This is a genomic window from Actinoallomurus vinaceus, from assembly GCF_039542055.1.
GTDB classification, from domain to species: Bacteria; Actinomycetota; Actinomycetes; order Streptosporangiales; family Streptosporangiaceae; genus Actinoallomurus; species Actinoallomurus vinaceus.
In genome coordinates this window covers 289,209-313,534 of sequence record NZ_BAABHK010000006.1, presented here as the reverse complement: position 1 = coordinate 313,534, position 24,326 = coordinate 289,209, and the positions used below count along the sequence as shown (strand labels likewise).

Annotated in this window: 23 protein-coding genes; 12 read left to right on the top strand and 11 right to left on the bottom strand. The window is 71.4% G+C overall.

All coding sequences use genetic code 11. From position 1 onward, the window contains the following. Positions 1-48 precede the first annotated feature (48 nt). Positions 49-2,220 (bottom strand): MMPL family transporter, encoded by a 2,172-nt coding sequence (locus tag ABEA24_RS23130; protein ID WP_345433072.1) that lies wholly within the window; start codon positions 2,218-2,220, stop codon positions 49-51. Positions 2,221-2,389: 169 nt separating this feature from the next. On the opposite strand from ABEA24_RS23130, the gene ABEA24_RS23125 reads away from it, so the two are divergent. From ABEA24_RS23125 to sigJ, 3 genes are read left to right on the top strand one after another with little or no spacing between them, the layout of a single operon-like run. Beyond that, positions 2,390-2,512, top strand: a complete 123-nt coding sequence (locus ABEA24_RS23125) for a hypothetical protein (protein ID WP_345433071.1) — start codon at positions 2,390-2,392, stop codon at positions 2,510-2,512. Beyond that, entirely contained in the window at positions 2,509-4,491 is a 1,983-nt protein-coding gene (locus ABEA24_RS23120; protein WP_345433070.1) for a zinc ribbon domain-containing protein, read from the top strand. Before ABEA24_RS23125 ends, ABEA24_RS23120 begins: the two co-directional genes overlap by 4 nt. A 31-nt stretch (positions 4,492-4,522) precedes the next feature. Next, positions 4,523-5,425 carry an RNA polymerase sigma factor SigJ gene (gene sigJ / locus ABEA24_RS23115; protein ID WP_345433069.1) on the top strand — a complete coding sequence of 301 codons (903 nt, stop codon included), beginning with the start codon at positions 4,523-4,525 and terminating at the stop codon, positions 5,423-5,425. 45 nt (positions 5,426-5,470) lie between these two features. Here sigJ and ABEA24_RS23110 read toward each other — a convergent pair whose 3' ends face one another. The 4 genes from ABEA24_RS23110 to ABEA24_RS23095 form a co-directional block, all read right to left on the bottom strand. After that, on the bottom strand, positions 5,471-5,923 hold the full coding sequence (locus tag ABEA24_RS23110) for a VOC family protein (protein ID WP_345433068.1): 453 nt from the start codon (positions 5,921-5,923) through the stop codon (positions 5,471-5,473). Between the two features lie 422 nt (positions 5,924-6,345). Next, positions 6,346-7,170, bottom strand: coding sequence for a DUF3710 domain-containing protein (locus ABEA24_RS23105; RefSeq protein ID WP_345433067.1), 825 nt, complete (start codon positions 7,168-7,170; stop codon positions 6,346-6,348). Between the two features lie 3 nt (positions 7,171-7,173). Further along, positions 7,174-7,668, bottom strand: a complete 495-nt coding sequence (gene dut / locus ABEA24_RS23100) for a dUTP diphosphatase (protein WP_425551224.1) — start codon at positions 7,666-7,668, stop codon at positions 7,174-7,176. A gap of 110 nt (positions 7,669-7,778) precedes the next feature. Further along, positions 7,779-9,194 carry an AI-2E family transporter gene (locus ABEA24_RS23095; RefSeq protein ID WP_345433066.1) on the bottom strand — a complete coding sequence of 472 codons (1,416 nt, stop codon included), beginning with the start codon at positions 9,192-9,194 and terminating at the stop codon, positions 7,779-7,781. 316 nt (positions 9,195-9,510) lie between these two features. Here ABEA24_RS23095 and ABEA24_RS23090 point away from each other — a divergent pair, with 316 nt between their 5' ends. Genes ABEA24_RS23090 through ABEA24_RS23065 form a run of 6 tightly spaced genes read left to right on the top strand, consistent with a single transcriptional unit; the run spans position 9,511 to position 12,592 of the window. After that, entirely contained in the window at positions 9,511-10,107 is a 597-nt protein-coding gene (locus ABEA24_RS23090; RefSeq protein ID WP_345433065.1) for a hypothetical protein, read from the top strand. After that, positions 10,107-10,664: a MauE/DoxX family redox-associated membrane protein gene (locus tag ABEA24_RS23085; protein ID WP_345433063.1), complete on the top strand. Its 558-nt coding sequence runs from the start codon at positions 10,107-10,109 to the stop codon at positions 10,662-10,664. Before ABEA24_RS23090 ends, ABEA24_RS23085 begins: the two co-directional genes overlap by 1 nt. After that, positions 10,661-11,281 (top strand): thioredoxin domain-containing protein, encoded by a 621-nt coding sequence (locus tag ABEA24_RS23080; RefSeq protein ID WP_345433062.1) that lies wholly within the window; start codon positions 10,661-10,663, stop codon positions 11,279-11,281. Before ABEA24_RS23085 ends, ABEA24_RS23080 begins: the two co-directional genes overlap by 4 nt. Positions 11,282-11,298: 17 nt before the next feature. Next, positions 11,299-11,853 (top strand): hypothetical protein, encoded by a 555-nt coding sequence (locus tag ABEA24_RS23075; protein WP_345433061.1) that lies wholly within the window; start codon positions 11,299-11,301, stop codon positions 11,851-11,853. After that, on the top strand, positions 11,837-12,016 hold the full coding sequence (locus ABEA24_RS23070; protein WP_345433060.1) for a hypothetical protein: 180 nt from the start codon (positions 11,837-11,839) through the stop codon (positions 12,014-12,016). The genes ABEA24_RS23075 and ABEA24_RS23070 overlap by 17 nt, the downstream gene beginning before the upstream one ends. 18 nt (positions 12,017-12,034) lie before the next feature. After that, positions 12,035-12,592, top strand: a complete 558-nt coding sequence (locus tag ABEA24_RS23065; protein ID WP_345433059.1) for a hypothetical protein — start codon at positions 12,035-12,037, stop codon at positions 12,590-12,592. On the opposite strand, the gene valS is transcribed toward ABEA24_RS23065, so the two are convergent. Then, positions 12,589-15,114: a valine--tRNA ligase gene (gene valS, locus ABEA24_RS23060; RefSeq protein WP_345433058.1), complete on the bottom strand. Its 2,526-nt coding sequence runs from the start codon at positions 15,112-15,114 to the stop codon at positions 12,589-12,591. The genes ABEA24_RS23065 and valS overlap by 4 nt on opposite strands. Positions 15,115-15,232: 118 nt before the next feature. Here valS and ABEA24_RS23055 point away from each other — a divergent pair, with 118 nt between their 5' ends. Next, complete coding sequence (locus ABEA24_RS23055) at positions 15,233-15,544, top strand: DUF4235 domain-containing protein (RefSeq protein WP_345433057.1); 312 nt, start codon at positions 15,233-15,235, stop codon at positions 15,542-15,544. Positions 15,545-15,614: 70 nt separating this feature from the next. On the opposite strand, the gene ABEA24_RS23050 is transcribed toward ABEA24_RS23055, so the two are convergent. From ABEA24_RS23050 to ABEA24_RS23040, 3 genes are all read right to left on the bottom strand, one after another. Then, a complete protein-coding gene (locus tag ABEA24_RS23050; RefSeq protein ID WP_345433056.1) occupies positions 15,615-16,757 on the bottom strand; it encodes a hypothetical protein in 1,143 nt (380 codons plus the stop codon). Positions 16,758-16,763: 6 nt separating this feature from the next. Beyond that, positions 16,764-17,522 (bottom strand): hypothetical protein, encoded by a 759-nt coding sequence (locus tag ABEA24_RS23045; RefSeq protein ID WP_345433331.1) that lies wholly within the window; start codon positions 17,520-17,522, stop codon positions 16,764-16,766. A gap of 72 nt (positions 17,523-17,594) precedes the next feature. Continuing rightward, a complete protein-coding gene (locus tag ABEA24_RS23040; RefSeq protein WP_141958915.1) occupies positions 17,595-17,891 on the bottom strand; it encodes a DUF4193 domain-containing protein in 297 nt (98 codons plus the stop codon). Positions 17,892-18,210: 319 nt separating this feature from the next. Here ABEA24_RS23040 and ABEA24_RS23035 point away from each other — a divergent pair, with 319 nt between their 5' ends. After that, the gene (locus ABEA24_RS23035) at positions 18,211-19,803 is read left to right on the top strand and encodes a serine/threonine protein kinase (RefSeq protein WP_345433055.1); all 1,593 of its coding nucleotides are present in this window, start codon (positions 18,211-18,213) and stop codon (positions 19,801-19,803) included. Between the two features lie 32 nt (positions 19,804-19,835). Next, a complete protein-coding gene (locus tag ABEA24_RS23030; RefSeq protein WP_345433054.1) occupies positions 19,836-22,586 on the top strand; it encodes an ABC transporter substrate-binding protein in 2,751 nt (916 codons plus the stop codon). A gap of 29 nt (positions 22,587-22,615) precedes the next feature. Here the strand turns inward: ABEA24_RS23030 and ABEA24_RS23025 are convergent, their stop codons facing one another. Both ABEA24_RS23025 and ABEA24_RS23020 read right to left on the bottom strand, forming a co-directional pair. After that, positions 22,616-23,047: a hypothetical protein gene (locus ABEA24_RS23025; protein WP_345433053.1), complete on the bottom strand. Its 432-nt coding sequence runs from the start codon at positions 23,045-23,047 to the stop codon at positions 22,616-22,618. Positions 23,048-23,208: 161 nt separating this feature from the next. Then, a complete protein-coding gene (locus tag ABEA24_RS23020) occupies positions 23,209-24,309 on the bottom strand; it encodes a sensor histidine kinase (protein ID WP_345433052.1) in 1,101 nt (366 codons plus the stop codon). Positions 24,310-24,326 lie beyond the last annotated feature (17 nt).

The window sequence follows — 24,326 nt, the reverse complement described above, 5'->3', positions numbered from 1 at the left end:
ACTCCAGTGAATGGAATCACATGTCCCGCGTCATCGCCGTGGGGCATCTCACTCGGCGGATACGGGGATCCGGGGTGCGGGCCCCTCGGCGTCCTCCCGGAGGCCGAACCGGGCGTGCAGGCGGCGCAGCGGAGCAGGGGCCCACCACGTGGCGCGCCCGCCGAGGCGCATCGCGGCGGGAAGCAGCACGCCCCGGACGAGCGTGGCGTCCATCAGCACCGCCAGCGGCAGCCCCACCCCGAACGCCTTCATGTACGTGATGCCGGACGCGGTGAAGGCGAGGAACACGAGGGAGATCAGCACCGCCGCGGCGGTCACGATCCGGCCGATGCGCTCGAGGCCGACGGCGACGGCCGTGGTGGCCGAGCCGCCGCGCTCGTACTCCTCCCGGATCCGGGAGAGCAGGAACACCTGGTAGTCCATTGCCAGGCCGAAGGCGAGCGCGAAGAGCATCACCGGGATCGTCGCCGCGATGTCGCCGGTGACGGTGAACCCGCCCAGCATCCCGTTCAGGTGGCCGTACTGGAAGATCCAGACCAGCGCCCCGAAGGTCGCGGTCAGGCTCAGCGCGCTGAGGACGAGGGCGAGCAGCGGCAGCAGGAGGCTGCCCGTCAGCAGGAACAGCAGCACGACCATGACGATCGCCACCGCGCCGACCGCGTACGGCAGGCGGTCCCGCAACGCGGCCGTGGCGTCGACGTTGACCGCCGCCGTTCCGCCGACCATGACGCCGAACGGCGCCGGGACCGCGCGGACGTCCCGGACGAGACGACCGGCGTCACCGGGCCCGGGCACGATCGACAGGTAGACGGACCCGCCGGCGGCGAAACCCGGTCGCCCCGGCGAGACCTGGGCCCCGTGGGCGTACGCTCCGGTGACCGTGTCCACCCGGACGACGTCGGGCAGCCGTGACAGGCCGGCGGCGTACGCGGCGAGCGCCTCCCGGCCGCCGGCCGGATGTGCCACGACGACCTGGAGCGCGTCCTGCTCGGCGGAGCCGAACTCGGTCCGCACCGCGGTCGCGACCTGACGGGCCGACGACGAGGCCGGCATGACCCGTTCGTCCGGAAAGCCGAGCTTGATGCCGAGGAACGGCGTGCCGAGCAGCAGCAGGGCGGCCGTCACGACCGTCGCGATCGGCACCGGACGCCGCATGACGAACGAGGCCAGACGACGCCAGAAGCCCGCCCCGTCGTCCCGGGCCGGACGACGACCCGCGCCGACACGCGCTCCGAAGACGCTTAGCAGCGCGGGCAGGACGGTCAGTGAGACGGCCGCGGCGAGCAGCGCCGTCGTCACCCCGGCGTACGCCAGCGACCGCACCGCCAGCAGCGGAAACAGCGCCAGGCCGCCCAGCGCGACGGCGACCGTGATCGCCGAGAACACCACGGTCCGCCCGGCGGAGGCCATCGTCACGCGGATGGCCTCGCCGGGTTCCCGCCCCCGGCCGAGCTCCTCCCGGTACCGGTTGACGATCAGCAGGCTGTAGTCGATCGCCAGGCCCAGGCCGAGCAGCGTCACCGCGTTCACCGCCAGGACCGACAGATCGGTGACGCTCGCCAGCACCCACATCAGCCCCATGCCGAGCAGCATCGTCACGAACGCCACGGCCAAGGGCAGCAGCGCGGCCACGACACTGCCGAAGACGACCACGAGCGCCACCAGCGTCACCGGGAAGACGATCATCTCGCCGGTCGTGGCGTCCTTCTGGCTCTGCCGGTTCATCTCGTGCTGGAGCATCGCGTACCCGCCGACCTTCACCTCCAGCCCGTCCCCGGTGCCCGCGTAGCGCTCGGCCAGCCGGCCCACGCGCTTGTCGACGGCCGTGTCGTCACCGGTGATCGTCGCCAGGACGAGCGCCTTGTCCCCCTTGGCGCCGCGCAGCTGCGGCGCGTGCCCGGAGTTCCAGTAGGAGGTGACGTTCACCACCCCCGGCTCGGCCGCGAGCCGCCGGCCGAGCGCCGCCCCGGCGGCGTCCCGCGTGTCGACGCCGCCCGCGGCGGTCACCAGCAGCACCAGGTTCGGCCGCCCCTGCCCGAACACGTCACGCAGCGCCGTCGCCGCGCGGCCCGACTCGGCGCCCGGATCGTCGAACCCGCCGCCCTTCGTCCTCTCGAACAGCGTGGCCGCCGCCGCTCCGCCGATCAGTGCCAGCACCAGTGCCGCGACGAGCACCGCCCGGCGCCGCCGCAGGACCGTCCCCGCGAGTCTCTTCAGCATCTCTTCCTTCTCCTCCGGTGATGCCGTTTCACCCGTAGGAGAAGAAAGAGACCTTCGGTGTGACATGGGGAGACCGATGTCACATCCGGGCGGTCCCGCGCGTCCTACGCTCTGGAGGTGCTGCACTCGAAGAAGTCCAGCGGCCGAGACGAACACCCTGGAAGACTTCGTGTTGCTTGTCACCACCTTCGCGGGCCGCCTGCACGGCATGCGCAGCGCGGATGCCCGCAGGCGGTTGCTCGCCGAGACCGGCCAGCGCATCGGACAGTGCACCAGGGAGGGGGCCGGGTGAGCCGGAAACTTCAGCTCGCTGAGGGCGAGACCTCCCGCACCGTGTGTTCCCCTGTCGTGCTGCGCCGTGGGGTGGATGAGAAGACCGGTGAACTGCTGTCGGGTTCGGTGCTGGCCGAGCGTGTCGGCTGGGCTGTGGATCTGGTGTCGGCCATGGCCTCCGATCTGCTGGCCGAGCACTGGAACAGCGCCGATGTGGACGTGATCGCTTCGGGTGAGGACACCGCTGGACGGCGGCTGCCGTCGAACGCGTGGATGGCGCTGCGGCGCCTGGGCTGGACGGTCGCTGCGCCGCAGGTGGTGAAGGTCAACGACCGGATCGTGCGGATGGCTCAAGAACAGGCCGGGCGGACGCTACGGTCAGCCAAGTGGCGGGCTGACCTGGCCGCCGGGGTGCTGGCGACCTGGCCCGCTGATCCGGCCAAGCGCACCCCGGCCGAATGGGACCAGGTCCGCGCGGCGGTACCCGATGGTGAGCACCTTCCCACCAGTGTGATCAAGGCCCGCACCCGGCAGATCGCCGCCTTCACATCCAGGCACGGCCGTCTCCCCGCCGGGCTGTTCGAGTTGGAGGACGCGCCTCGCGTCGCGCGGATGCTTCTGCTGTCGGCGTGTGACCGGCAGCAGGCAACCATCGAACGCGGCGACGAGCCGGGCCGTGCCCTGCTGCGCATGCAGTTGCCCATCCGCCCCGACCCGCGCTCGTACGCCGACTGGATGTGGGTCGCCTGCCCGATCGCGCTGCCGCCGACCATCCCGCCAGGCGCGGTGCTGCACCTTCCTACGCTGCGCCTGCATTCCGGCGGGGTGCGAGCCGATCTGGCCTGCACCCACGCGGTCCCCAAGACCCAGCGCGCCGGGCACACCATCGCCCTGGGCGTGGACTGGGGCCTGAACACCCTGCTCAGCGCAGGCGCCGCCCGTCTTTACCCAAACGGCACCATCACTATTGTCGGTGCGGGAGGCATGTTCCGCGCCGCCGGAGTCCTGGCCAAGCAGCACCGGTTGCGCCGCCTGTCCGAACGCCTGCACACCAAGGCCGACCACTACCAGCGCCTTACCGGCGGTGATGATCAGGGCACCTGGCAGCACCTGGCCGCCAAGCATGCGATCCTGACAGGCGAGATTTGCGCCGTGTCCGACCGGCGGGGCAACCTCAATGACGCCCTGGCCTGGTCCGCCGCCCGCTGGGCGGTCGACCAGGCCATCACCGCCGCCGCGAGCGTCATCTACGTCGAAGATCTGCGGTCGATGCAAGCCCAAGGCATGGGCCGGACCATCGACACCCGGCTCTCCCAAACGGTGCGAGGACAGATCGTGGACCACATGCGGCATCTGGCCGCAGAGGTGGGCATCGCCGTCGTCACCGTTCCCGCCCGGGGCACTTCCAAGCACTGCCCGGCCTGCCTGGTCCCGCTCCGGCACTGCAAAGCCCCCGACCGGCCTAACGCTCCCGGCTGGAAATGGGCCATCTGCCCCAACCCCGACTGCGGCTGGCAAGGCGACCGCGATACCGGCGCCTGGCGCCGTATCGCCGCCCGCGGACTCACCCACCAGGCCACCACCATCACCGACCACGCCAACGGTGCCATGAAAATCGGCTCGGTGGTCGACGAACTCGAAGCCACGGCAGTCATCACCACTGCCGGAAAGACCAGCCGGAAAGACCGGTCCAAGACCGGTCCCACCCGGCGGCAGCCACCACGCCCCGCGCCCAGGCGACGCAGGGCACCCTCCCCCACCAGGCCCCAAGGCCCGGTGAGCAAGCGTCCGGAGGGACACGCTCACATGGACCGGACCCGGCCGCCCCGCGCAGCCCACCGGCACCAGGGCGTGAAGACGATCAGCACACCCACCAGCCGACACCGGCCACGCGGGTCAGCACTGGGCGCGGGTTTCCATCTCCACGCTCACGCCACCCCTCCACGGTGGGCAGATCCCCCGCCAGACACCACGTCTGACATGGGATCGCGCAGCTGATCAGAGACGCTGGACCGAAGGAGGTGCACCAGTGAGCGACCCGCTCGACACGGCGACGACCGAGTTCGCCCGGCACCGGGAGATGCTCTTCGCGATCGTTTACAACCTGCTCGGCACCGTCGCCGACACCGAGGACGTGCTGCAGGAGACGTGGCTGTCATGGACGTCGGCACGGGGAGAGCACATCAACGACGTGCGCGCCTACCTCGCACGCATCGCCGTCAACGCGGCGCTGTCCCGGCTGCGCCGGGCCCGGCACGAGGCGTACGTGGGACCGTGGCTGCCGGAGCCCGTCGTCACGGACGCCGCCGACGACGTCGTACGGGCCGACACCGTGTCCTTGGGTTTGCTCGTCGTCCTGGAGACGCTCTCCCCCTTGGAACGGGCCGTGTTCGTCCTCCGGGAGTCGTTCGGTTACGAGCACGCCGAGATCGCCGAGATGCTCGGCCGCAGCCCCGCCGCCGTACGCCAGCTCGCGCACCGAGCACGCGAGCACGTACACGCCCGCCGCCCCCGCTTCTCGCCGGCACCCGCCGTACGGCGGAAGGTGACCGAGCGGTTCCTGGCCGCCGCGGCCGGCGGGGACCTGACCGCTCTGATGGAGGTGCTCGCCCCCGACGTCACGCTGTGGACCGACGGCGGCGGCACGCGGCGGGCGGCACACCGCCCCATCCTGGGACGCGACAAGGTCGGCCGGCTGCTCGCATCGGTCGCCCCCGATTTCCCCGCCGAACTCGACATCCGCCATCTGGACCTGAACGGCGAGCCGGGGGTGGCGATCGTCGACGGCGACCGGCTGTTCGCCGTCGTGGTCATCGAGCTGAGTCCCGAGGACGGCCGGATACGGGCCATCTACGGTCTGGTCAACCCGGCGAAACTGACGGGCGTGGCCGACGCCCTGGGGTTGGTCACGGACGCGCCGGCCGCACCTTAGCGGCCGGCCCGGGCGGTGCCGGAGGCAGGCGGGGATCGTCCCCGGTCAGGCGACGCCCCACAGCCGTCGTACGGTCTCGAAGACCTTCTGGTTGTGGGAGATCTCCACGACGTTGCCGTCCGGGTCCTTCAGCGCGCATATGTAGCCGACCGGGCCGGGCATGTCGCGCGGCTCCCAGTGCAGGCACCCGAGCTCGCGGGCGCGGTCGGCGAGCGCGTCGACGTCCTCCCGCCGGGGCACCTCGATGCCCAGGTGCGCGAACGGGGCCAGCAACCCCAGCCTGCCGCCCTTGTCATCGTTGAAGGACACGAGGACGAGCACGAACGGCGTCTCGACCTGCTTGTCGTTCGACAGCCACGCGCTCTCCCCCGCGTCGTCCTCGAAGCGCTCGACCACCACCAGGGGCGTCAGCGTCGTATAGAACTCGATCGCCTTGTCGAGATCCCCGGTCGGCAGCGCGACGTGGGTCCATCGAGCCTGCGTCAAAGCCGTCCCCATAGGGCCCTCCCGAGCGCCGTGGCGGACATGGGCGTCCCTCTCAGGCTACGAACCCACTCGTTCCCGGTCCACGCCTCGGCAACGGGCGCGACCTCAGCGTCGCGGCCCCACCAGCTCGGCCGGGTCGAAGCAATGAGCATCAGCTGCTTGGCGACCCACTGGTGCGAGTTCGGAGGGTTGGGGGATTCCACGCGTCTCCCGGCGACGAGCTCTTGGCGCATGCCACTCTCCGGCAGAGCGAGAACCTCGTCGATCGTCCACCTCGTCCGGTAGGGAACGGGCGGTCTGGCAGACGCTTCCGTCATCGGTGGATCACCTCCATGCACATCACAAATCGTCACTCTATGCATTTGAGTGATCACAGGACGGAAAACGCGAAATCCCGCCCCGGGGCTTGTGCCAGGGGCGGGATTCGGGGTCGGTCAGCGGACCTCGGTGATCTCCGGGCCGCGTTCAAAAGGGTTGAACGGGGACCTTCCGTCCTCCTCTTCCTCCTCGCCGGCCTGCTGAGCCATCGCCTCCTGCGCCTCTGCGGGCAGGGTCAGCTCGAGCAGTTCGCGGGGCGGCATCGGGGAGTCACCGCGCACGACCACGACGTTGGAGAAGATCTCCTCCATGATCCGGGCCTGCTCCTCGTCCTGCAGAGCGGCGCCCTGCAGGACGCCGCGCAGGAACCAGCGAGGGCCGTCCACGCCCAGGAACCGCACCGGCTGCCAGCCGAAGCCCTGCTCGGCGATCTCCGGCGGCACCTGGTCGAGCATCTCCTCCGGGATGGCGACCGGGACCATGGCGTGCAGCTCGGTGCCGAAGGGCCCCTCGGCCTCCTGGGTCTCGCCCTGGGCCTGCTTGATCTCCTCGGCGATCTCCTCGCGGAGCTCGTCCCAGATGCCGCTCTTCTTCGGCGCGGCGAACGGCTGGACCTGCAGGCCGCTCTCACCGTAGACGACGGTGACGGCAACGAACTGGCCGCCGACGGGGTTGCCCTCGGCGTCCTGTTCCACTCCGTCGATGTTCAGCTGGATCTCGATGTTCTCCCCGATGGGCACCTGGATCGCGCCGAAGTCGACGCGCTCCACCTCGGGGATCCCGTCCGCCTCGGCGTCCCAGGGGCCGCCGTGGGACACTGCCGCGCGCTCCTGCTCCTCCTCGGATCCGGACTCCTCGGACTCCTCGGCCGCGACGGTCTCCTCGTCGGTCGGCTCGAGGTTCTTCTCGGGCTCCTCGTCCCGACGACGGCGTCGAAACACGACTCACGCTCCTTCGCTGTGCTGTAGGGCCACGTCAGTGCGACCCTCCACGGCTCCTGCGTACCCGCCCGTGGATCCGAAACCACCGTCTCCGCGGGCGGATCCGGGCAGTGCCTGGACCTCATGGAAGACGGCCCGCTCGACGCGCTGGATGACCAGCTGCGCGATGCGGTCGCCGCGCGTGAGCCGCACGGTGTTCTCGGTGTCGGTGTTCAGCAGGGTGACCTTGATCTCTCCCCGGTAGCCCGCGTCGACGGTGCCGGGCGCATTGACGATCGTCAGTCCCAATCTAGCCGCCAGACCGGAGCGCGGGTGCACGAAGGCCGCGTAGCCGTCGGGAAGGGCGATCGCGACCCCTGTCGGCACCATTGCGCGGGCCCCGGGCGGCAGCTCGACGTCGACGGTCGTGACCAGATCGGCGCCCGCGTCGCCGGGGTGGGCGTACGACGGCGCGGGCAGGTCGGGATCCAGCCGCTGGATGAGAACGTCCACAGTCAAGAGCTCCACCTCGTCACGATCTGATGGCGGCGCGCGCCTCGGCGCGCGTCACAGGGCGTGACACTACCGCTTGTACGGCCCCACGCCGGTGAGCACGGCCCGTAGGCGGCTCAGTCCGGCCGCTGGTCGTCGGGCGTCCGCTCCACTGGCGGATCGTTCTCCGCCGCCGCGCCGCCCGGCACGGCCGACTCGGAACCCGCCTGCGGATCATCCAAGGATCCGCCGCCTGACGCGGCCGGCCCGGAACCCGCCCGCGGATCGTCCTCCGCCGCTCCGTCACCCGGCGCCGCCGACCCGGGCCCCGCGGGCGGATCGTCGTGCGCCGCTGCGCCGCCCGGTGCTGCGGCGGGTTCCGTGGGCGATCCGCCGGTCGGCGAGCCGCCCGCCGGCGCGGTGTCGGGGGACGCGCTGTCCGGCGTGGCGTCCTTCCGGCGGCCGGTCAGGAGTGGGGCGCGGGCGGACGGCTCTTCGACCGGGACGGGCTCGCCCGAGCCGCGGAGCGCCGGCCACGCCCGGTAGATGACCGCCGCCGTGGGCACGGCCACGGCGGCGCCGGGGATGCCGCCGACGACCGCGCCGACCGAGATGGCGATGATGATGCCCAGCGGGTGGAAGCGCACCCACCGGCCGACGACGAGCGGCTGGAGGACGTGGCCCTCGAGCTGCTGCTCGAGGATCAGGATGCCGAGGAAGATCAGCGCGGCGACGAAGCCCTTGAAGCTGAAGACGACGAGGACGGCCAGCGCCCCGGCGACCAGGATGCCGACGATCGGGATGAAGCTTCCGAAGAACACGATCACGGCGAGCGGCGCGACGAGCGGCACACCCATGATCACCAGGGTGACGGCGATGACGACCGAGTGGATGAGGGCGACGATCACCGTGCCGTGGACGTACTGCGACAGCGTCTCCCACGCCGCGCGGCCGGCCCGGTCGATGCGGTCGCGGTGACGTCCCGTCCCGCTGATGAGCCACCGCCAGATCCCGGGCCCGTCCTTCAGCAGGAAGAACGTGACGAAGAACAGGAAGACGATCGACGCCAGCAGCTCTCCCGCGACGGTGGCGCCGGTGAAGGCCGTGCTCACCAGCTTGCCGCGCTGCTGCTGGATCTGCTCGAGCAGCTGGTCCACGGCCGACTGGAGCTGGGAGCTCTTCAGGTGCAGCGGCCCGGTGACCAGCCAGTGCTGGACGTCGGTCGCCGTCCGCTGGATCCGGTTGACCAGGTGCGGGAACTGGTCGTTGGCCTGGATCCCGACGAAGGTGCCCACGCCGCCGAGCACGCTGAACGCCAGCAGCATCGTGAGCCAGGTCGCGGCGAGTGACGGCATCCACCGCCGCAGCCGGCCGGTGACCGGGTACAGCAGGGCGCACAGCAGAATGGCGATCGCGCACGGCAGCACGACCAGCCGCAGCATGTCGAGGATGCGCACGACCGCGTACACCACGACCCCGACGACGATCAGCCGCCAGCAGAACGTCGCGGCGGTCGCCAGCGCTCCCGGCACTCCCGGATCCCGATCGCTCACTGTTCTCCTCCGACGACGCCCTACCCGGACGGTAGTCCTCGACTCGTCACCCGCACGACGTCTTCATGACCCGATGCGTTCGCAAGGGCGAGGGGTTGGCCACATTCGGGCATCCCGGCTCCGGTATCTCGCCAACGGGCCGGAATAAGCTTAGTTTGTTTTCCGTCACGACCTTCATTTAGGGCGAGTCGGTCGAACGGGGAAGGTTTGCGTCATGGCGCACGGCGTGGTGCATAGAGCATTGGACGGTTACCGATTTCAGATCTCGGGCAATCTGGACCTTACCCTCCCTTTCACGTCGGTAGCGCGGTTCGCCGTGGACGGGAGGATCTACGAGCTGACCTCCGGTGACCACGGCGCGGCGGCCGCGTGGACCCAAGATCTCGACATCCGCCACTTCGACGATGAATTCTCCGTTCAAGGCGGCACCCTCCGGACCACGCGAGTGACTCATTATGACGACCGCGTCGGCCTGGAAGACCATCTCCTCGCCGTGATGTGGCAGGGCCGCCATTTCTCAATGTTCATTCCGATGTACAGCGCCCAGGCCACCGACGCCGTGCGTCTTTTCCAGCTTCTAAAGATCACCGAGCACAGCGACGGCATCACCGTCGCCTCCCGCAATCCGAAGCGGGCGGGCATCGCCGAGCCCGCCGACGTGGCGAAGGAGATCCCGGGGCTCGGCCTGCTGGAGATCACCGCGCTCACCAAGACGACGGCGCGGAGGCTCCCGGCGTGGTCCGGCGCTCGCGTGCCGAGCGGCGAGTTGTTCCGGGACACGCTCGACGACGACACGACGTACTTCCTGCTCGCCACCCCGTCCGCCATGGTCACCGTGCTGCCGCACGAGGCCGAGCACGCCGTGAAGGTGGCGAACCGCCTCGGCGGTCTGCGCGTCGAGACCGTCGCCTGATGGCCGAGATGCTGGCCGGCGTGTCGGCCGGGACGGTCGCGCTCATCCTGCTGGCGGGGTTCGCCGGGCACCTGCTGCATCCGCGCGCCCTGCCCGCGGCGCTGGCGGCGCACCGTACGCTGCCGGGCCCGCTGGTGTGGCCGGCGGCCATCGCGGTCGGCGCCCTGGAGGGCGTGCTCGGGGCGGCCACCGGCTACGCGCTGCTGGCCGGGCGGCCCCGGGCGCTGGAGCTCGGGGCGACCGGCAGCGGCCTGCTGTTCACGGCGTACGCGATCTATGGGCTGTACGTGCTGCGCACCCGGCCGAGCGTGCCGTGCGGCTGCGCGGCCGACGGCACCCCGATGAGCGGCTGGGTGGCGGGGCGGGCCGCGGCCCTCGCGCTGGCGTCCGTGACGGCGTCGGCCGGTGCGGGCTCGGCCGTCGCCTCCCACGGTGTCCACGTCACGATCGTGGGCCTGTCGTCCGTCGTGTTCGCGGCCCTGCTGTGGTCGCTGCCACCGGCTCTGTCCGATCCCGAGACGGCCCTGTCCGATCCCGAGAGGAGCCCCGCCGGATGAGCTTCGAGACCACCGCGCTCCTGGTGACCTGGGCGGCCCTCGCACTGCTCGCCCTGGTGGTGGCCGGCCTGGTCCGCCAGGTGCACCACCTGACCCGCGGACCGCGGACGCACGACGTCGGCCCGACCACGGGGATGCCCGCGCCGGGTGTCGACCGGCTCGCTCCGGAGCCGGGCCGTCCGGCGCTGCTGCTGTTCCTCAGCGACGAGTGCCCGGCCTGCCAGGACGTCTTCGAGGAGGCCCGCGGCCTGACCGGCGCTCCGCCGATCCGCGCGCTGTTCTCCGGCGACGCGCCGGCCGTCGCGCCGCCGGACCACATGATGATCTTCGCCGGCCAGGGCGAGTTGTTCCAGGAGTACCAGGTCCCGGCCACGCCGTACGCCGTGCTGGTCGGCTCGGACGGGCGGATCCGGACGACCGAGCCGGTCGGCTCGATCCGCGCGCTGCACGCGCTCGTCGTACAGGCCGGCGGCCGGGTCGTCGACACCGGTGAGCCGGTGACCGATGAGCCGACGACCAGAAAGCCCGCAGCCGGGGAGCCCGTGGCCGAGGAGGCGATGGCCGGGGAGCCGGTGCCGCCGCTCACCGACGCGGATGCGGCGACCCGGGTGAGATGAAACGGGGAGGATGCCCGATGCTCGAACTCGACGAGATTCCCACGCTGAGCGGCCCACGGCCCGAAGGCGCCCTGCGGGCCGTCCGGCGGGTGCCGCACGCGAAGGCCGAGGGCGTCGCCCGCCGGTCCATGCTGGGCGGCGCGCTGGCCGCCGGTACCACCGTCGGCCTGTCCGCGATCGGGGTGTTCACCCCGGCGCGCAAGGCGCTCGCCGACGGCTACACGCTCAAGGCCAGCGGCTACTACGACATCTACGGCAAGTGCCCGGCCTACGCCGGGCCGTTCGACTGCTCCCCCGGCTGCGGACCGAGCGTCGTCGTGGCCAGCGCGTGCCGCACGAGCGGCACGTACAAGGGGTTCCACCGCTCCGGCGTCTCCGATCCGGGCAAGTTCAAGCTGCGGCCCAACCAGTGCTACGCGGGCAAGTACGACGGCTGGATCTGGGCGTACGCCCACAAGTGCGGCAACTGCGCCAAGTCGGTGACCTGGCGCTGCCACGACGGCTGGAAGAAGAGCGCCGCCGGGCATTGGTACAAGTCGGTCTGCCGGTGGGCCCTTGCCTGCAAGAGCTGAGACCCGACCCGCCGGCCGCCTGCGCCGGGGGCTGACCGAGCCGCTGCTGCCGTTCGCCGTGCTGGCCCTCCTGGCCGTCGCGGCGGCGGCCGCGCAGCACACGGTGCTGTGCTGGGCGTCGGTCGGTGCGCTGGCCGGATACTCCCTGTCCGGCTCCGTTTGAACGCGCAACAGCGATTTCGTGCTGTTCTCGCCAGGTTGGCGGGCCCACGTACGGCAGGGCGAGGTCCTCGCCGTCTTCTCCCTCGGTCTCCTCCTCGGGGGCACGCTCAGCGCGACCGTGCTGTGGCTCCTGTCCGGCTTCGCGGAGCCGCTGCCCCGGACCGTCCGGATCGCAGCGATCATGGCGATCGCGGTGGCGGGCGTCGCCCGTGAGGCGGGCTGGATCCGTGTTCCGCTCCCGCAGAACGCCCGGCAGATCCCCCGGGAGGTGCTGCAGCGCCGGATCAGGCTCGGCTCCCTGCAGTTCGGCTTCGAACTGGGCACCGGGGTCCGCACGTACGTCTCGGCGAGCGCGCCGTACGTCGTCGCCCTGGGGCTCGTGCTCGCGCACCAGGGCCCGCTCGCCACGATCCTCACCGGCACCGGATTCGGCATGGGACGGGCGGTCACCGCGACCGCCCGCTACGCCAGCCGGAACGACGAGTGGGACGACCGCCGGATCACCCGGATGCCGATCCTGACCAACGCGATCGGCATCGTGGTCCTGGCCGCCCTGGCCGTCCTGCTGCTTCGCTAGGACGCCAGGGTCACGTCTACCGTGAAGCCCTCCTCGGGCGCGGCCTCCAGGCTCAGGTCGGCGATCCGGCCGGCCGCCCGCAGGTCGGTCACTGCCAGGTGCCCGACGTCCGCACCGCGGACCGCGGCCCGCTCGACGTCGGCGCGCATCGAGACCTTCGCCGTCGACTTGGCCTTGCGGACCTGCCGGAGGACGTCGGAGGTGGCCGCGAGCACCGTCGCGTCGCCGCCGGCGGGCAGCGCGTCGGCGGAGGGCCACGCCGCGTGGTGCACCGAGCCGTCCTGCCACCACGACCAGACCTCTTCGGTGACATAGGGCAGGATCGGCGCGAACAGCCGCAGCACGACCGACAGCGCCTCGCGCAGCGCGGCCCGCGCCGAGATCGCCCCCTGGTCGGGCTCGCCGTCCGGCGCGCCGTACGCCCGTGCCTTGACCAGTTCGAGGTAGTCGTCGCAGAGGTCCCAGAAGAACCGCTCGGTGCGCTCGAGGGCGCGGGTGTAGTCGTACGCCTCGAACGCGGCCGTGGCCTCGCGGACGGTCTCGGCCAGCGTCGCCAGCATCGACAGGTCCAGCGGCTCGGTCACCGTCGCGCCGGCCGGCACGTCGCCGAGGCCGAGGACGAACTTCGAGGCGTTGAGGATCTTGATGGCGAGCCGGCGGCCGACCTTGATCTGGCCGACGTCGAACGCGGTGTCCGTGCCGAGCCGGCCGCTGGCCGCCCAGTAGCGCACCGCGTCGGAGCCGTGCTGGACCAGCAGGTCCATCGGCGTCACGACGTTGCCCTTGGACTTGGACATCTTCTTGCGGTCCGGGTCGAGGATCCACCCGGACAGCGCGGTGTCGGTCCACGGAAGTGAGTCGTGCTCCAGGTGCGCCCGCACGACGGTGGAGAACAGCCAGGTGCGGATGATGTCGTGTGCCTGGGGCCGCAGGTCGAACGGGAAGACCCGGGCGAAGAGGTCCGGGTCGCGCTCCCAGCCGCCGGCGATCTGCGGGGTGAGGGACGACGTGGCCCAGGTGTCCATGACGTCGGGGTCGGCGGTGAAGCCGTTCGGCTTGCCGCGCTGGTCCTCGGTGAAGCCCGGCGGGGTGTCGGAGGACGGGTCGACCGGGAGGGCGTCCTCCGCGGGCGTGATCGGCCGGTCGTGGATCGGCTCCCCCTCGTCGTCGAGGGGGTACCAGACCGGGATCGGCACGCCGAAGAACCGCTGCCGGGAGATCAGCCAGTCGCCGGCCAGCCCCTCGACCCAGTTGTCGTACCGCCCCTTCATGTACGCGGGGTGCCAGGACAGTTCGGCGCCGCGGGCGAGCAGCCGCTCGCGCAGCTCCGGGTCGCGCCCGCCGTTGCGGATGTACCACTGGCGGGTGGTGACGATCTCGAGCGGCTTGTTGCCCTTCTCGTAGAACTTCACCGGGCGGGTGATCGGCCGCGGCTCGCCGTCGAGGTCGCCGGACTCGCGCAGCAGCTCGACGACGCGCTCGCGGGCGGCCTGCGCGGTCAGCCCGGCCAGCTCGGTGTACGGCTCCGGGGCGACGCCGGCGGGCGGGTCGGGCAGGATCCGGCCGTTCCAGTCGATGATGGCCCGCGTCGGGAGGTTCAGCTCGCGCCACCAGATGACGTCGGTGAGGTCGCCGAACGTGCAGATCATCGCGATGCCGGAGCCCTTGTCGGGCTCGGCGAGGTGGTGCGCGACGATCGGCACCTCGACGCCGAACAGCGGGGTCCGCACGGTCGTGCCGAACAGCTCGCGGTAGCGCTCGTCGTCCGGGTGGGCGACCAGCGCGACGCAGGCGGGCAGCAGCTCCGGCCGGGTCGTCTCGATGTAGATCGGGCGCGCGCCGGAGCCGTGGAAGCGGATCCGGTGGAAGGCGCCGGGCTGCTCGCGGTCCTCCAGCTCGGCCTGGGCCACGGCGGTGCGGAACGTGACGTCCCACAGGGTCGGGGCCTCGGAGACGTACGCCTCGCCGCGCGCCAGGTTGCGCAGGAACGCCCGCTGCGCGGCCGCGCGGGCCGGCGCGCCGATCGTGGTGTAGAGCAGGGACCAGTCGACCGACAGCCCGACGCGGCGCCAGACGTCCTCGAAGGCCTTCTCGTCGATCTCGGTCAGCCGGTCGCACAGCTCGACGAAGTTGCGCCGCGAGACGGGAATCTGCCGGCCGGGCTTCTCCGGCGGTTCGAAATCCGGGTCGTAGGGCAGAGAGGGGTCACATCGGACGCCGAAGTAGTTCTGCACCCGGCGTTCGGTGGGCAGGCCGTTGTCGTCCCAGCCGATCGGATAGAAGACCTCGCGGCCGCGCATCCGCTGAAAGCGGGCGATCGTGTCGGTATGGGTGTAAGAGAAGACGTGACCGACATGCAGGGAGCCGCTGACCGTCGGCGGCGGCGTGTCGATCGAGTAGATCTCCGAACGCGCCTTCGACCGGTCGAAGCGGTAAGTGCCGCGCTCGGCCCAGAGTACGGCCCATTTCTCCTCGAGACCGTCGAGGGTGGGCTTCTCCGGCGGGCGTGGCTGCTCTGTCATGGCGCCAATGGTATTGGGCACCACGGCGGAGTCGATCCAGATCAGGTGATCGCCTGTGAGAGGGTCGGACTACGAACGGCCCGGAAATCACACGGGTAACGCTGGAAAGGGAGAACGCATGCCGGACAAGGGAGAGCTGGGCTGGCGGCTGGTCGCCGGCGCGGCGGCCTTCGGGGCCGGGTTCGTGGCCCGCAAGGCCATCACGATCGGGTGGAAGCGGGCCATCGGCAAGGAGCCCCCGACCAACCCGGAGTCTCCGGAGGTCGCGCTGACGGAGGCGATCGCCTGGGCCGTCGTCATGGGCGTGGGCATGGAGGTCGCGCGGCTGCTGGCCACGCGCGCGGCGGCCAACCGCTGGCACAAGAGCACGGGCGAGCTGCCGTCCGCGCTGCGCTCGGCGGCCGACAAGGCCAAGAGCGTCGCCTCCTGACCAGGACCGGGGGCATCGCCTCCTGACCGACGAGGTGCGTCCGGCGCCCCACGGGTTCTCCCGGGGGCGCCTAAATGCGTTCCAGCACGTGGAAGGGCGTCAGGCCGTACGCGTAGTAGTCGACGGCGTCGGCGAACCCGGCGGCGGCCTTGACCTTCTCGGCCAGGTGGCCGGCCGAGTCGGTGTCCGGGAATCCGGGGCGCAGCACGGCGCGCAGCTCGCGGTCCGGCCCCAGGGCCGTCCGGTAGGCCGCCAGGTCGGCGGCGACGCGCGCGGCGTCGCGGGCGTACGCCAGGACGGCGTAGCCGGAGGCAACGGAGCCGACGGCCGCCGGGTCCACGCCGATCCGCCACGCCTCCGAGGCCGCGAGGCCGCCGGTGGGCAGCCCGTCGGCGTATCCCTTCGCGGCGCCGGTCAGGTCGATGAAGATCAGCCGCGAGCCCTCGTCCGCGACGGCCTCGGCCACCTCCGCGACGAGCGTGGTGACCGTACGGCGGCGGGCCAGCGAGAACTCCATGATCGCGGCGGGCGGCTCGTCCGCCTCCGGCCACGGCCTGCCGTCCAGGGCGTCCTCGACGAGGCGTACGGCCTCGGCGCGGGCGGCGTCGGCCCCGTCGATCCGCCGGCAGTGGGCGCAGAAGCACAAGCCGAGGGCGTACTCCGCGAGCCCTCCGAGCTCGGCGAACGAGCGCTCGTGGTGGTAGCCGTGCCCGAACAGGCCGAAGTGCAGGGACTCGGCGACCACCGCGTCCGGCTCGTACCGGGCGAGCGATCGGGCCAGCGCCACCGCGTACGCGCGGACGTCCGGGTGGGACGGGCACAGGTCGGCGGGGGCGGCGCGGTCGCCGAAGCAGTTCTCCTGGGTCACGTCCGGGTGCTCCAGCCCCAGGGTCGTGTTGTGGCAGAACACGCCCCATGCGTGCAGCGCGGCGCCCCGCTCACGGGTCAGTGGCCGCAGCGTACGCAGCGGGTCCTCCTTCGCCCACGGCTGGACCGGCGGCACGAGCCGGCCGAACAGGTCGCCGGGCGGAAAGTGGACCCCGTCCCGGCGGAAGGTGACGCGGGCGGGGCCGTGCGGCGTCACGTCGCGGGCCTGGTGGTAGGCGGCGGCGACGGTGAGCCCGGTGCAGCCGTAGCCGAGCACGCGGTCGAGGACCCGCCCGGCACCCTCGCCCCGGACGTCCTCGACGAAGGCGTAGACGGAGGATTCCATTGACCGTCAGGCGGGGCGGTCGTCGGCCGAGCGGTCGTCGATCGGCGGCCGGGAAGAGGGGGCGCCGATGGTGCGGCGCAGGTCCGTGCGGACGCTGTCGGCCAGGCGCCTGGTGGCCGTGCGGTTGAGGGCGCCGCCGGCGACGGCGCCGGTCAGGAAGGGGCCCATCGTGGTGAGGTGCCGGCCGAGCGTGCGCATGAGGCGCTTGCGCAGGCCGGTCTTGGCGGCCACGCCGAGCGCCGCGGTGACGCTGCCGGGCTTGAGCGGGTCGAAGCCTCGCTGCTGGGCCCACAGCTGGAGGAACACGGCACCGCGTGCCGCGCCGCTGCCGGGAACCTGTATGCCGTACACCTCGTGCAGTTCGGCGATCAACTTGACCTCGATCGTCGCGACCACGACGGTCTCGGCGACGATCTGGGCGGGCGCGCTCAGCAGGAGCGGCGGCGCGGTGAACTCGATCGCGGCGAGCGCGCCACCGGCCGCGCCGACCCCGGTCGTGGCACGCTGCGCGGCGCGCACCACGGAGTCGGCCAGCGCCTCCCCCGTCAGCCCTTCGTGGTGGGCCCGCAGGGTCTCCAGGTCACGGACGGGAATGCGGGGCGCAATGTCCGCGACCACCTCGGTCAGCCAGCGTCCCCGCGCGACGCCCGCGGCCCCTGCCCGGCGCGCGCTCGCCGCCAGAAGGCGTGCGAGCCGACCGAGCAGGCGGCCGCGGGTCTCGCGGTCGACATCGTCGTCGGACAGTCGGCCGACCAGCTCCGCCATCTCCTGGCCGAGCCGGTCGTCACCGTCATCCCAGCGGGCGAGCTCTCCCTCGGACACGGGCACGACCCGGCGTCAGGCGGCGCACTCGCGGCAGATCAACTGGCCGTTCCTCTCCTCCGCCAGCTGACTGCGGTGGTGCACGAGGAAGCAGCGGGCGCAGGTGAACTCGTCCGCCTGGCGCGGCAGAACGCGGAGGCTCAGCTCCTCGTTCGACAGGTCCGCGCCCGGCAGCTCGGTGACCTCACCGGCGTCCAGGTCCTCGTCGATGACGCCCGTGCTCTTGTCGGCCCGGCGCGCCTGCAGCTCCTGCAGGCTGTCCTCGCTGAGGTCGTCGTCAGTCTTGCGTGGGCTGTCGTAGTCGGTGGCCATCTTCTGTCTCCATCCCCCTCGGTCCTTAGTTATGCGCCCCGTCGCGCGGGTCTAACGCTCGGGAGGCCCATCTTGTGCCCGATCCGGGCGGGAAATTCTGTCACGGGTTTTAACCCCGAACACGCAAGGCGCGTCGCATCACACCGTGAGTCCTCTCACCGCTCATCCGAGATGTCCGATGTGGCGCAAATCACACCTTCTACGAGCGAAGCAGTGACAAGGCACGCCTTGAACCGGATGATGACGACGAACGTCACAGGTAACGCGATATGGTTTCCCGCCTGTACGGACCTGGCGGGTGCACAGGATAAGGGTTGTGATGGGGTCACACATGCCGGATGGCGCTCCACTGGAGCCGGGCGATCCGACAACACTGGGGCGGTACCAGGTCGTCGGACGGCTGGGGGAGGGCGGCCAAGGCGCGGTCTTTCTCGGCCGGTCACCCTCGGGTGACCCCGTGGCGATCAAATTGCTGCACCAGCAGATGAGCTCCGACACCTCCGCCCGAACGCGGTTCGCGCGCGAAGCGGAGGCGGCGCAGAAGGTCTCGCCGTTCTGCACGGCGCAGGTCCTGGACTACGACCTGACCGGCCGGCCGCCGTACATCATCAGCGAGTTCATCGACGGACCGCCGCTGTACGACGTGGTGCTCCAGGAGGGGGCCTTCGAGGGGGCCGCGCTCGAGCGCCTGGCGATCGGCACCGCGACGGCGCTCGCCGCCATCCACGAGGCCGGCATCGTCCACCGGGATTTCAAGCCGAACAACGTGCTGCTGGCCTCCGACGGCCCGCGCGTGGTCGACTTCGGCATCGCCCGGTCCGTCGACTCCCAGCAGAGCTCGGTCACGGCGACCGGCATGGTCGTCGGCACGCCCGGGTACCTCGCCCCGGAGCAGCTCACCGGCGAGCCGCTGACGCCCTCGGTGGACATCTTCGCGTGGGGCGCGACGATGGTCTTCGCCGCGACGGGGCGGTCGCCGTTCGAAGCGGAGACGCTCCCGGTGATCATCAACCGGATCCTCAACGAGGAGCCGGACCTGTCCCGGCTGCAGGGGACCATGCGCGAACTGGTCGGCGCGGCGCTGGACAAGAACCCTCGCCGCCGCCCGGCCGCGCACCAGCTCCTGCTGCGCCTGCTGGGCCAGGTCGGCGCGACGCCGGGTCCGGCCGCCGACCGGAAGGACCTGCTCGACAAGGGCACCCAGATCGCCGCACAGCTGCCCCCTCCCCCGCCGATCATGACCCCGCCGCCCGCGATGCCGCCGATGCATCACGGTCCCTCCACGCCGCCGCCGATGATGCCGCAGGGCCCGGCCACGCCGCCGCCGATGATGCACCCGGGTCCCGCGACGCCGAACCCGATGATGCGGCCGGGCCCGCAGACCCCGCCGCCGTGGCAGAACCAGGGGCGGCCGACGCATCCGCAGGGCGCGTACGTCCCGCCCCCGCCGCAGAAGAAGAACACCAACGCCCCGCTCTTCATCGGCCTCGGCTGTGTCGTGGCGCTGATCCTGGTGGTCGGCCTGCCGATCGCCATCGGCGCGGGTCTGCTCAACAAGGCGAAGAGCGACCGCCTGCCGGAGGGCTTCGCGGGCAGCTGGTCCGGCAGGGCCGTCCCCACCAGCAACGTGGCGTTCGGCACGAGCGCGTCGCGTGGCATCGACCTGACCCTCTATCAGATCCTCAAGGAGGGCAACGTCAGGTACGACACGTGCTCGGGTGAACTCAACAGCGCCCAGATCTCCGACGACAAAAAGCAGGTGACGTTCCAGCAGACGCTGACGTCGTACGGGTCGAGCCAGTGCCTGTCCCCGTCGTACGTGACGCTGACCCTCAACGGCTCGTCGATGACGTGGCAGATGAGCCAGACCGCCGGTGGCGCCGTGCTCGCCTCCGGGACCCTCACCAAGTGATAGGCCTCTGACCAGTCCCAGGGAGGACGCCCATGCCCGGAAGCCCCCTTCGGGCGAACGACCCGACGCGCGTGGGGTCGTACGCCCTCACCGGCCGCCTCGGCGAGGGCGGTCAGGGGGTCGTCTATCTCGGCAAGGCGCCGGACGGCGAGCAGGTCGCGGTGAAGCTCCTGCACGCGCAGTTCAGCGGGGACACGAAGGTACGGGCCCGGTTCGCCGGTGAGCTGGCCAGCGCCAAGCGGGTCGCGCCGTTCTGCACGGCGCGCATCCTCGACGCCGACGTCGAGGGCGACACGCCCTACCTGGTGAGCGAGTTCATCGACGGCCCGTCGCTGCGCCAGGTCGTCGACCGTGAGGGACCGCGCAGCGGAGAGGCCCTGCAGCGCCTGGCCATCGGCACGGTCACCGCGCTCGCCGCCATCCACGAGGCCGGCATCGTCCACCGGGATTTCAAGCCGTCCAACGTGCTGCTCGCCGCGGACGGGCCACGTGTGATCGACTTCGGTATCGCCCGGGCCCTCGACGCCACCGGCACGCTGTCGAGCACGGCGGTGGGCACGCCGTCGTACATGTCGCCCGAGCAGATCTCCGGGCACGCCGTCGGCCCGGCGACGGACGTGTTCGCGTGGGGCTGCACGATGGTGTTCGCCGCGACCGGCAATCCGGCGTTCGGCCAGGACTCCATCCCGGCCGTGATGCACCGGATCCTGAACCAGGAGCCGTACCTCGGGATGCTCATGGGGCCGCTCCGGGAGATCGTCACGGCGTGCCTGTGGAAGGACCCGAACCGGCGGCCCACCGCCCAGCAGATCCTGCTGCGCCTGCTCAGCCATGAAGGCGTCGTCCTGCCGGGCGCGGGGACGCCCGCGCCCACGACGATCCTGCAGGAGGGCGCCCAGGTGGCGGCCGAGGGCGCGCCCTCGAACCCGTACGCCCCGGCGGGCGACACACCGCCGCCCGGGACCTACCGGAACGACCTGCCCTCCAACCCGTACGTGGGCGACACGCCGCCGTACGGCCGCGCTCCGGGAGCGGACACCTCCCCGCCGGGACCGTACGGGCCGCCGACGCCGTACGACCCCTACCGGACCGACCCGGCATCCCTCCCGTACTCGCAGCAGACGGTGCCCGCCGGGCGGCGGCGGACCCGGCCCGGTGTCGTCGCCGCCATCGCGGCGGGCGCGGTGGTGCTCATCGCGACGGCCGCCGTGGCCGGCACCGAGCTCGGCAACCGCAGCCACAACAAGCCGAAGCCGAACCCGACCGGCGGCCGGGCCGGCGGGACCTTCCGGATAGCGATGTTCACCCCGGAGAACATCGACCCGTCGAACGCCGTGCTCACCTCGGACGTGTTCGCGGCCGAGAACCTCTTCACCGGCCTGACCACGATCCAGCCGAACGGCTCGGTCGCGAAGGCGCTGGCCACGGAGATGACGCCCAACTCCGGCTGCACGCAGTGGCACTTCACGATCAAGCAGGGCACGACCTTCAGCGACGGTTCGCCCGTCGACGCCGCCGCCTTCGTCCGCGGCTGGAACCGCGCCGCGCACGGCAACAAGGGCATGGGCTACCTGATGACGGGGATCCAGGGCTACTCGGACGTGCTGACGGGCAAGAGCACCTCCATGTCCGGCGTCGTGGCGGAGGGGACGAGCGGCCTGCGGGTGACGCTGACCAAGGCCGACTGCGACTTCGCCATGCGGGTGGCGTCCCCGCCGTTCGCGCCGGTCCCGTCCTCCGCCGGGGACGCGACGAACGCCACGTTCAACAACCAGCCGGTCGGCAACGGCCCGTTCAAGGTGAGCCAGTACACCGCGCGCTCCCGGCTGACCCTCGTACGGAACGACTCCTACGCCTTCGCCAAGCCGAAGCTCGACAGGGTCGACATCTCCTTCGTCTCCAGCCTCGACCAGTCGCTCACGGACTTCGGCCGCGGCCAGTACGACTGGGTCGAGGTCGAGGGCTCGACGATCAACACCGCGCGCTCCCTGCACTCCTCGGACCACAAGCTGGTCACCGCCGCCTCCAGCACGATGACGTACCTCGCGCCGACGACGGACAAGGGGCCGATGCAGAAGAAGGAAGCGCGGCTCGCCGTCTCCTACGCCCTCGACCGGAACGCCCTGACCACCGCCCTCAACCAGGGCTACACCCCCGCGACGTCCCTGGTGCCGCCCGCGGTCCCCGGTGCCGACGTCAACGGCTGCACCGCCTGTACCTACAACCCCACGCAGGCCAAGCAGCTGGCGCAGCAGGCGGGCCTCGGCCCGGGCTCGAAGGTCACCTTCACCTCCACCAACCTGGCCACCTACGACCAGTTGGTGACGCTGGTGCAGAACCAGCTGAAGTCGGTGCTCGGGTGGGACGTGCAGGTGCGGAGGCTGGACCCGGCCAAGTTCTACCCGGACATGTCCGGCAAGGACGCCGCAGGGCTGTACCGCTTGTCCTGGGCCGCCGACTACCCCTCGGCCGAGAGCGTCCTCGACGCGCTGCTGTCCAGCGACAACATCCAGCGCAAGAACGACGGCACCATCTCCGGCACCAACTACGCCCGGTACAGCAGTCAGGCGTTCGACTCCGCCCTGAACACCGCCCGCGCCACCAACGACGCGACCCAGCGGACCCAGCGGCTCCAGGCGGCCGAGAAGGTCGCGCTCGACGACATGGCCCTCATCCCGCTGTACTCCCACACGCAGTACCGGGTCGCCGACACCACGAACTTCGTCGGCATGGACCTCGACTACACCGGATTCCCGGTGCTCACCGCGACGGCACGGAAGTGAGGTCCCGCCCCTGAGGCCCGCGTACGGCCTCAGGGGCGGACACCGCGCATGCGCTGCAGGCCCAGCGCGCATGCCCCGCAGACGCCGCCCCACAGGGCGTTGACGCCGATGACGGGCACGATCGCGATGGGGTTCGCGAGAGGACCCTGCAGGCGGCCGGTCAGGATCGGCGACAGGATCGCGCTGAGCACGATCGCGGCCAGCCCGTAGCCGACGCCGGCGGCGATGAGGGTGAGCACCGGTTCCCGTACGCGGCTGAGGCCGGCGATGAGGATCCAGGCCAGCGAGATCGCCGCGGTTAGGACCAGGGGCGTGGCGGGTTTGCCGAGCCTGTCGTCGAGGCCGACGATCGAGAAGACCGGCCGGACGAGTGCGATGGCCGTCAGCACGGTGGCCATCGGCCAGTTCACCCGCCGTGTCAGGGGAGCGTTCGGGTGCGGGGGCATGTTGGAGCTGTTCACGCCGTCAGCGTTCCGGTGAAGAGGCGGCCGGCGGATCGTCCTCGGGCCGACACCTGCCGTACGCCGCCGGTCGCGGGTGACCGACGGCGCCTACACCCGTGGTCGCGGGCGCATGCGGCGCGGTCGGTCCTGAGAGCGACCCGTGACCCTAGGTGCGGCGGTCAGGCGTGCGGGAGGCGGACGGTCACGATGAGGCCGCCGTCCTCGCGCGGCGTGGCGATGACCGTCCCGCCGTGCGCGGAGACCACCGAGCGCACGATGGACAGTCCCAGACCCGCGCCCTTGGACGACTCGATCCGGTCGGTGTGCAGCCGGCGGAACGGCTCGAACAGGCTCTGCACCTCGTACGCCGGCACCACCGGACCGGTGTTCTCCACCTGGCAGGTGGCCCACCCCTCCAGGACCCCCGTACGGACGACCACCATGCCGTCGTCGACGTTGTGGCGGATCGCGTTGTCCAGGAGGTTCGAGACCAGGTGCTCGAGCAGCACCGGATCGCCGACGGTGGGCGCGTCGGTCAGCTCCGACTTCACCTCGATGTCCGGCCGGTCCCCGCGGACCGCCGTCTTCAGCACGGTCGAGGCGACCTCGCCCAGGTCGACCGGCGTGCGGTTGGTCAGCTCCCGCTCACTGCGCGCCAGCAGGAGCAGTCCCTCGATCAGCCGCTCGTGCCGGGCGTTGTTGGCCAGGAGGGTCTTGCCGACCGTCTTCATGTCCTCCGACGCCTCCGGGTCGGTGACCGCGACCTCGAGGAGGGTCCGGTTGATGGCGAGCGGAGTGCGCAGCTCGTGCGAGGCGTTGCTGACGAACCGCCGCTGCGTGTCGAACGCCTGGCTCAGCCGGTCGAGCATGGCGTCGAACGTGTCGGCCAGCTCCTTGATCTCATCGTCCGGGCCCTGCAGGGCGATGCGCTGGTGCAAGGTGCTCTCCGACAGCTTGCGGGCGGTCGCCGTGACCTTCTGCAGCGGCGCGAGCGCCCGGTCGGCGACGAACCAGCCGAGGGCCAGCGCGATGAGCCCGACCCCCAGCAGCGCGAACGCCGACTGGGTGATGAGCCGGTGCTGGACGCCCTTGATGAAGGCGCGGGCGAAGGCCTCGGCCTGCTGCTGCGTCAGCCCGGCGCCCGGCTCGGTCGGCTGCACGGTGAACGGCAGGTTCTCCAGGATGTTGGTGACCAGGACGTACGCGACCGTCAGCAGCAGGAGCCCCGCCGCGAAGAACAGCCCGCCGTACAGCAGGGTGAGTCGCAGCCGCACCGTCATGCGGCGCGGCAGAGAGC